Source organism: Armatimonas sp., assembly GCF_043760365.1.
Classification (GTDB): Bacteria; Armatimonadota; Armatimonadia; order Armatimonadales; family Armatimonadaceae; genus Armatimonas.
In genome coordinates, this window is record NZ_JAYUPA010000956.1 from 1 (window position 1) to 7961 (window position 7961).

The 7961-nt window shown below is 61.0% G+C and carries 5 protein-coding genes; 2 read left to right on the top strand and 3 right to left on the bottom strand.

All coding sequences use genetic code 11. From position 1 onward, the window contains the following. Positions 1-183 precede the first annotated feature (183 nt). Positions 184-3168, bottom strand: coding sequence for a DUF1549 and DUF1553 domain-containing protein (locus tag ACH2EH_RS24255; protein ID WP_395145875.1), 2985 nt, complete (start codon positions 3166-3168; stop codon positions 184-186). A 60-nt stretch (positions 3169-3228) separates the two neighbouring features. On the opposite strand from ACH2EH_RS24255, the gene ACH2EH_RS24260 reads away from it, so the two are divergent. Continuing rightward, positions 3229-4008, top strand: coding sequence for a hypothetical protein (locus tag ACH2EH_RS24260; RefSeq protein WP_395145877.1), 780 nt, complete (start codon positions 3229-3231; stop codon positions 4006-4008). Between the two features lie 114 nt (positions 4009-4122). On the opposite strand, the gene atpG is transcribed toward ACH2EH_RS24260, so the two are convergent. Beyond that, the gene (gene atpG, locus ACH2EH_RS24265; protein ID WP_395145879.1) at positions 4123-5013 is read right to left on the bottom strand and encodes an ATP synthase F1 subunit gamma; all 891 of its coding nucleotides are present in this window, start codon (positions 5011-5013) and stop codon (positions 4123-4125) included. 368 nt (positions 5014-5381) lie between these two features. Then, positions 5382-6827 (bottom strand): FAD-linked oxidase C-terminal domain-containing protein, encoded by a 1446-nt coding sequence (locus ACH2EH_RS24270; protein WP_395145881.1) that lies wholly within the window; start codon positions 6825-6827, stop codon positions 5382-5384. Positions 6828-6844: 17 nt separating this feature from the next. On the opposite strand from ACH2EH_RS24270, the gene ACH2EH_RS24275 reads away from it, so the two are divergent. Next, the coding region (locus ACH2EH_RS24275; RefSeq protein ID WP_395145883.1) for a DUF3748 domain-containing protein at positions 6845-7961 on the top strand (1117 nt) is incomplete at its 3' end.

Below are 7961 nucleotides of genomic sequence, written 5' to 3' on the forward strand. Positions count from 1 at the left end.
TAGATGCATGGCAAAATTGTACCGTTAAACCGCCCCGATGAACCGGGGCGTGTTATTGTCCTCGTGCCTCGGACACAAAGGCCACTTCGGGCCATAACCAAATTTGCTCGGTATGGGCGGCACGCCCTTCGTGTCGGAGCTTGCGACGACAATAAGACGCTCCCGTTCATGGGAGCGAGCCACTTAGTCCACATAGCAGAACTCGTTGGCGCAGAGCAGCGCTTGAGCGTAGGCATCCCAGCCCTCGGTGCCCATTTTTGTGAGAAAACTCTGGCCGAGGGCAAGCTCTTTGGCCGACGGCGGGCGGGCGTAGAGCAATTTGTAGGCGTAGGCGATGCGCTCGGAGTCGGTGCCGGGCCGGGTTTTGAGGCGGGCGGCAAGGGCCAGCGCTTGCTCCAGAGCGAAGGGGCTGTTGAGTAAGTACAGCGCCTGCGGAGCGACCGTGGAGAGCGTGCGTTTCTCCGCGCTGTTGGTCGGGTCAGCGCTGTCGAAGAGCGGCCCGAAGCCAGTTCTGTCCGAGCGGATCGTCATCGAATAGACCGTCCGGCGCGGGGTCGAAACCTCGCGGAAGGCGAGGCCACCGGGCGTTCTGTCGAGCTTACCCGAGGCAGAAAGCAAGGCATCACGGAGCGCTTCTGCCTCTAACCGTCGGCGAGGCGCACGGGAGAGCAGGCGGTTATCGGTATCGCGAGCAAGGGCAAGAGCAGACGGCACGGACGACTGCTGGTAGGCATCGCTGGTGACGATGCGCTTGTGGAGCGCCTTGAGCGACCAATTTCCCGCCATGAGCTCGCTTGCCAGCCAGTCCAGCAGCTCCGGGTGCGTGGCTTTCTCGCCGAGGGCTCCGAAGTTGCTGGGCGTGGCGACAATCCCGCGCCCAAAGTGCCCCTGCCAGAGCCGGTTGGCGATCACCCGCGCCGTCATCGGGTTTTTGTCACTCGCGATCCACTCCGCGAGTTCGCGCCGCCCGCTCCCCGATGCTATTTTGAGGGGCCCACCGCCCAGCACGACCGGAGCGCCACGCGGTACCAGCTCGCCTAAATTATCGTAGCGGCCCCGTTTGTGCACTTTCACATCGTGGACGCCCTCATGCGGCGTTCCGGGGACGCCGCCCTCTGCGATCCCATTGGCAAACTGAGGAGCCGTGCCCGTGCGGAGAGAGAGGCGCTCGTACTCCAGAGCTTGTAAATGAGCGCGGGTTTCCTTCGGCAACACGCGGTCGTTATCTGGGACGAAGGGGCTCTTGTCGGGCGGAAGCGCCAGGGCGAGCTGGAGCGCTTTGTCTTTTGCACCCGCGTTCCAAGCGACACGGATAGCCTCCGCCTCCGGTGCACGTTTCTGCGGAGCCAGATCCACGAAGCGCCAGCTTCCCAGATCGCCGCTAAACTCCCCTAAATCGGCCCCTTGATCAAGAGCATCGTTGGCAAGCGTAAAGAAGCCGCCGCCAAAAACCTCGCAGGTCACGGTGGTGGTGTCACAACTGTATTCGCCGCCGGGCAGGACGCAGACAACTAGGGACTCGCCTTTCTTGACGCTAACTTGCTGCGGAGGGATCGTGACGGAGCCACCGTTGATGACTTTGCCCGAGGTGAGCACTTTCTCGCCGTGGCGAATCTCCCATGCAAAACCATCCCCACAAGCGGGATCGGCATCCGCCAGGGTTGCCCGAACCGTCACAGTATCGTCCAGAAACGCCTCCCAGAGCACGCCGACTCCACCTTGGGGGCTGGGATGGACATTGACAGAGCGCGGCGGAAGTGTGAAGGTCAGGATACGCTGCTCTTTGCGGGTTGTGTTGACGGTCGCGCTCAGGGCATCTTTCTCGCCCTTCACGCCATCCACACCGGAGACTCCGCCCACGCTGTAAAACGGGGTGCGAAGTGTTGGCGGAGCCAGCCCAAGAAACTCTTGCCAGTGGCGCGCCGTATTCTCGGGGATGCGGCCCTGCGCCGCTTCTTTTGCCCAGGCCAGTGCGACGGCCTTGCGCGCCGCTGAGCGCTCGTCAGCGAGCTGCTTTTCGACCACGGCAAGCTTTTCACGGGCCGCTTTTTGTGCCGGGGTTTCCAGGGGAATTCGGAGCATCACCTCGCCCGCGCCCTTGGGAGTGAGCTTGGGCAAAATATGACTGGAGAAGAAAACCCCCGCCATCGCGTAGTAATCTTTCGTCGAGAGCGGGTCGAACTTATGGTCGTGGCACCGTGCACACCCGACCGTGAGTCCCAAGAAAGCGCGGCTCGTCACATCCACTTGATCGTCGGCGATGTCCGTCAGAATTTTATCTTTGTCCGCATCGCCGTTGCCCCAGTTGCCAATCGCCAGAAATCCCGTCGGGACGGGATCGCCATAAAGATCGCCCGCGAGCTGCTGCTTGATGAACTGCGTGTAGGGCAGATCGGTATTAAGCGAGGAAATCACCCAGTCGCGGTAGCGCCACGCCTCGCTAATATCGCCCTCGCTCCCTAGGCCCCGCGCATCGGCGGAGTCGGCGTAGCGTGCCACATCCAGCCAGTGCCGCCCCCAGCGCTCGCCATACGCAGAGGAGGCAAGTAGTTCGTCGGTAAGTTTTCCATACGCATCGGGGCGCACATCTCGCACAAACGCCTCGACACGCTCGGGTGTGGGTGGCAAGCCAGTGAGATCGAAGCTAATTCGCCGAATAAGCATGCGTTTATCGGCTTTGGGCGCGAAACCCAGCCCTTTAGTTTTGAGCTTCGCCAGCAGAAAGGCATCTATATCTGTCCGCGCCCCCACAACCGGCGGTGCAAGTCCGGGCTTCACCGGCGAGTAGGGCCACCCCATAATCCCCCCCGCCCGGGTACCCCGCGAAGCGAGGGTGGTAGGGCTGGGGGGTAGGCTCGCCCCGCTCTGTGCCCAGCTTGTCAGTGCCGCTCGCTCGCTCTCGGGAAGCTTGCCCGACGGCGGCATCTTAACCGTGCCCTGATAGCCCACTGCGGTGATTAGTTTTTGTGTTTGTGTGAGGGAGAGCTTCTGATCCAGCCGCACACCCCCAAGCTGCTGCGCCGCACCGTGACAAGACAGACACTTTTCCGCCAGCAGGGGACGAACGGATTTTTCAAAAAGCTCCGACGAGCCCTGTGGCTGCGGAGCGGCCAGGGCGAGAGCGAGAGGAAGTGTTCCCAGAGCGAGAGTGAGTACGCCACGATGCATCGTAGACTCTGGTTCGCTGGCGCAACAGGAAATCCCTCTCAAATCAGAGAATAATAGCGCATGGGATTTTTTCAGACCGCCGAGGGCACCCTCACACTGGGCGGGAAAGCCACGCTTCTCAAGTTTGCCTACGCCTTTGAGTGTGCCGACGATGCGTCCGATCCGCCGCGCAAACTCCTGCGCCTGCTGCTCACCGACCAACCTGTGGCGATGAAAGCGCGGGAGGGAACGCAGGGGCGCTATCCACTCCAGCAAGATGGCAAGCTGGCCGGGGTGGAGTTTGAGTTCCACAAACCTGATCCTGCCGAGAACTTCTCCGGGCTAGTCTATCCACCCCGCCCTAGAGCCGTCAGCAGCTTCACCATCAAGGGCAAAAAACACTTCACCGAGCTCAAAATCGCCGATGGGGTCATTGAGGGCAAGGTGACCTCGGAAGCGACAGCTTCTGCTCGCTACGAGGCCACGTTCCGTGCGCGCATCAGCCTCCTGCCCCCTCTGAAGAAGATCGTCACCGGCGAAGAAGCACAGAGCCATCCTCTTGTCGCACTACTCAAGCGCTACTTTGCCGCCGCGCACAAAGCCGACTACTCGGCGATGCGGGAGCTGGCCTCCAAAGAGACCCTAGCATCGTGGGATCGTCAGGAGGAGAAACTAGGCACAACGGCCTCTCTGAGAGATCTGAGAGAGTTTGGGAAGTTCGTGCAGTTCGACCCTCGAACCGTCACTCGTATTGTTGTTCGGGCGGAGCGTGCCACCGTGATCACCACCCCCTCAGATGGCAACAGCGACTTGACAGAGCTACACCGTGAGGGCATCCTCTGGAAAGTGCATATCCCCTGAGGCGAATAATCTCTGAAGCGAGGAGCCTTTTGCTGGAGTTCCTCGGAACGCTCTAAAAGCAAAAAACCGCCGTCGGCAAGCTTGCCGACGGCGGTTTTCTTTTTTCTCTAGCCCTTAGCCCTTGAGCGCGTCGGCACCGCCCACGATCTCGGCGAGTTCTTTGGTGATACTGGCCTGGCGTGCACGGTTGGCAGCAAGCGTTAGGCCTGCGATCATCTTTCCGGCGTTATCTGTTGCGCTAGACATGGCAGTCATACGGGCACCGTGCTCACTGGCCACGGACTCGATGAGCGCCTGGTAGACCAGCGTGTCTACGGAGCGGGGAAGCATGTTGCCAAAGAGTGTCTCGGCATCGGGCTCGAAAATATAGTCCGCGCTGGCCGCCGCACTGCCATCGTCGTTGTCTTCTGCCACCATCGGGAGCATCTGAACCATCATCGGCTTCTGCACGAGCGCGGAGAGAAACTTGGTGTAGACCAGGTAGATAATATCCACGTCGCCGCTCGTGTAGAGATCCCGCGCCTGTTTGGCAATCTCTTGCGCCTCGGCAAAAGTGGGATTGGTCATGTTGAGTACGAACTCACCCGCGATCGGATACGGACGGCGGCGGAAGTAGGTCTGCACTTTGCGCCCCGCCAGCAGCAGCTTGGTCGTCTCCGGCGTCACCGCACCGCCGTCCACACCACCGGTGCGCAGCACTTCCTGCACTTTTTTAAGCAAGTTGGTCGAGTAGGAGCCGCAGAGCCCACGGTCCGCACTGATAATCACGATCCCGACTTTGCTCGGCTCGCGCACTTCCAGCAGAGGGTGCGTAATATTTCCCGCGCCCGCCTTGCTGAGGGAGCCCATGACTTCCTTCATCTTGTTGGCGTAGGGCCGAGCAGAGACCACGCGATCCTGAGCACGCTTGAGACGAGCCGCAGCGACCATCTTCATCGCCTTGGTAATTTGTTGAATATTCTTGGCGGTGCGAATACGACCGCGAATCTGACGCATAGAGGGCATAGCGGCCCTATTTTACCACAAAGTTGGGTTTTGTAGCGGCGGCGAGCGTGCCGTCGTCCTGGGTGATTTCCCAGAAGAAGCAGCCCGCGTAGCCGTTTTTCTGGACGAGAGCCGTGATTTGAGTCGCGAGTTGCTCCGTGGAGGCTTTCGAGTACGCCGGGCCGCTCTCCGCGCCCCCGACGGCGTGAAGCGGCGTTTTCAGCGTGCCATCAGGTTGTCTCGCCCCGGTTCATCGGGGCGTCTTATTATCCTCGTTCCTCGGACAAAAAGGCCGTTCCGGCCATCGGTTCTGTATGGCCCGGAGGGCCTTCGTGTCGCGTAGCGACAAAAAGACGCCCCCGTTTATGGGGGCGACTCATCCGAGCGATTCACACACCCGATGCCCGTGCCGCAATTCCTTTGAGCTGCGCTTCATCCACGCGGGGCAGATGCGGGCAGCAGTTGCCGCCAACCGGGAAGAGCTTACCAGGGTTGAGCAAGTCATCCGGGTTGAAGACGGAGCGCAGGCGCAGCATCGTGTCTATGTCATCCTCGGTGAACATCATCCCTAGAAACTCTTGCTTTTCCAGCCCAATCCCATGCTCGCCGGTCAGTGCGCCCCCGACATCCACACAGGCCCGTAGAATATCGCCCCCGGCAGCGAGCACCCGCTTCACTTCCTCGGGATCGCGCTCATCAAAGAGCACGACGGGGTGAAGGTTTCCATCGCCCGCATGAAACACATTGGCAATTCTGAGGTTATGCTTTGCCGCGATCCCTTCAATCTCCTTGAGAATCTGAGGGAGCTTGGTGCGTGGCACGACCCCGTCTTGCGTGGCGTGCGACGGCGCGAGGCGGCCCAGACAGCCGACGGCCTTCTTGCGCGCAGTCCAGAGCTTGGCCCGCTCCGCCGGGTCTTTTGCGACCTCCACACGAATCGCACCGCCCGCAATACAGAGCGCCTCCACCCGTGATGCCTGGAGCTCGATCCCAATCTCCGCGCCGTCCACCTCGACCAATAACACTGCCCCCGCATCTACTGGCAAGCCGAGCTTGTAGGTCTCCTCGACCACGCGCAAAATAGTCTGGTCAATCATCTCCAGCGCGGCGGGGACAATCCCCTCGGCGATGATGGCGGAGATCAGATTGGTGGCGGTGAGCACGGAGTCACAGACCACGAGGAGCGTGCGAATGGCCTCGGGGTTGGGGACAATTTTGACGGTGGCTTCAGTGATAATTCCCATTGTCCCCTCCGAGCCGACCAGCACGCCCAGTAAGTCGTAGCCGTGCTCGTCGGCGTCTATCTCCATGATCTGGCCATCGGGAAGCACCACTTGGACGGCAAGAATATGATTGACCGTAACACCGTACTTGAGCGTGTGCGGCCCGCCGGCATTATTGGCGATATTGCCCCCAATCGTGCTCGCGCCTTGTGATGATGGATCTGGGGCGTACTGATAGCCTTCCGCACTCACTGCCTTTGTCAGATAAGTATTGACAGCCCCCGCCTGCGCCCGCACCCGCCGGTTGGGGATGTCCACCGAGAGAATCGCATTCATTCGTGAGAGGCACAGCAGAACCGCATCCTCGCGCGCCATCGCGCCGCCCGCCAGGCCCGTTCCCGCGCCACGAGGCACCATCGGAACACTAAAGTCTTTGCAGAGCTTGGCAATCGCGGCCACTTGATCGGTGAGCCGAGGCAGCACAATCACACCGGGGCGAGCCTTGGCGAGCGTGTAGGCATCGGAGGCATAGGCTTCGCGCTGCGCATCGGCGAGCCGGATGCCGTCTTCTCCGACAATATCCTTGAGGCGGTTGATAAATCGCGGATCCATGCGGGTATTGTACCTGCATGTCAGAGCAGCAAGTAACCAACGGCCCCGGGGGGCGGATTCTCACTAATATGAATGCCTGGTCACCGGACTCGGAGTGGCTGGTCTACGACACGCGCTCAGATCGCGATGGCTCAGTGTTTGATGGTCGCATGATCGAGCGCGTTCGGGTGAAGACCGGCGAGGTGCAGCGGCTCTTTGAGGCCAAAAACGCAGCGCATGTCGGGGTAGTGACGCACCATCCGAGCGACAATAAGATTGTGTTTATCCACGGCCCGGAGAATCCCACGCCCGACTGGAGCTACGGAGCCACGCACCGGCAAGGCGTGGTTGTGAATACAGAGAATCTCACTTCTTTTCCACTCGATGCGCGGGACTTAACCACGCCGGGGACACTGGGTGCGCTGCGAGGCGGCTCGCACGTGCATGTCTGGCACCCGAAGGGCGACTGGCTGAGCTATACCTACAACGATGCGCTGGAAAATAGCGGCGTTCGGGAGGTGGGCGTGTGCTTCCCGAAAACTGTTTCGGTGCCGAAAACGCAACCACGCAACCACGACGGCACGCACTTCTCGTTTCTGGCGACCCGGAGCACGCCGAGCCCCAAGCCCGGCACGGATGAAATTCGCCGTGCGTTCGAAGAGGGCTGGGTGGGAAGTAGCCACACACTGGCGTTTCTCGGCGAGACGCTCAGAGCCGATGGGACGCCGCACACAGAAATCTATCTGGCCGAGGGGCTGGAGAACCAGAAGCCGACTCAGCGGCGGCTGACGCACACCAAAAATGGAGTCGCGCTCGCCCCACGCCACTGGGTGCGCTCGTCGCCCGATGGCTCCCAGCTCGCCTTTCTCATGGCCGACGACACGGGAATAATCCAGCTCTGGATCGTCTCGCCAAGCAACGGAGCATTGCGGCAGCTTACCCGCAACAAATTCCCCATCGCCTCCGCCTTCACCTGGCACCCCAATGGCTCCCGTATCGCCGCCATCGCCGATGGGAGCGTGGTGACAATTAACGCCGAGACGGGTAAGACGCGCCGCCTGACAAAGAAAACAAGTGCCACGCCGCTGGCGCTGGCCTGCGTCTTCTCGCCCGACGGCAACTGGGTCGCGTTTCTGCGGCATATCAGTGGCAGCA

What these genes read in the sequence shown, in the direction of transcription:
- atpG (WP_395145879.1), bottom strand. Translation starts at nt 5,013, where the DNA reads ATGCCCTCTATGCGTCAGATTCGCGGTCGTATTCGCACCGCCAAGAAT.
- ACH2EH_RS24255 (WP_395145875.1), bottom strand. Translation starts at nt 3,168, where the DNA reads ATGCATCGTGGCGTACTCACTCTCGCTCTGGGAACACTTCCTCTCGCT.
- ACH2EH_RS24270 (WP_395145881.1), bottom strand. Translation starts at nt 6,827, where the DNA reads ATGGATCCGCGATTTATCAACCGCCTCAAGGATATTGTCGGAGAAGAC.
- ACH2EH_RS24260 (WP_395145877.1), top strand. Translation starts at nt 3,229, where the DNA reads ATGGGATTTTTTCAGACCGCCGAGGGCACCCTCACACTGGGCGGGAAA.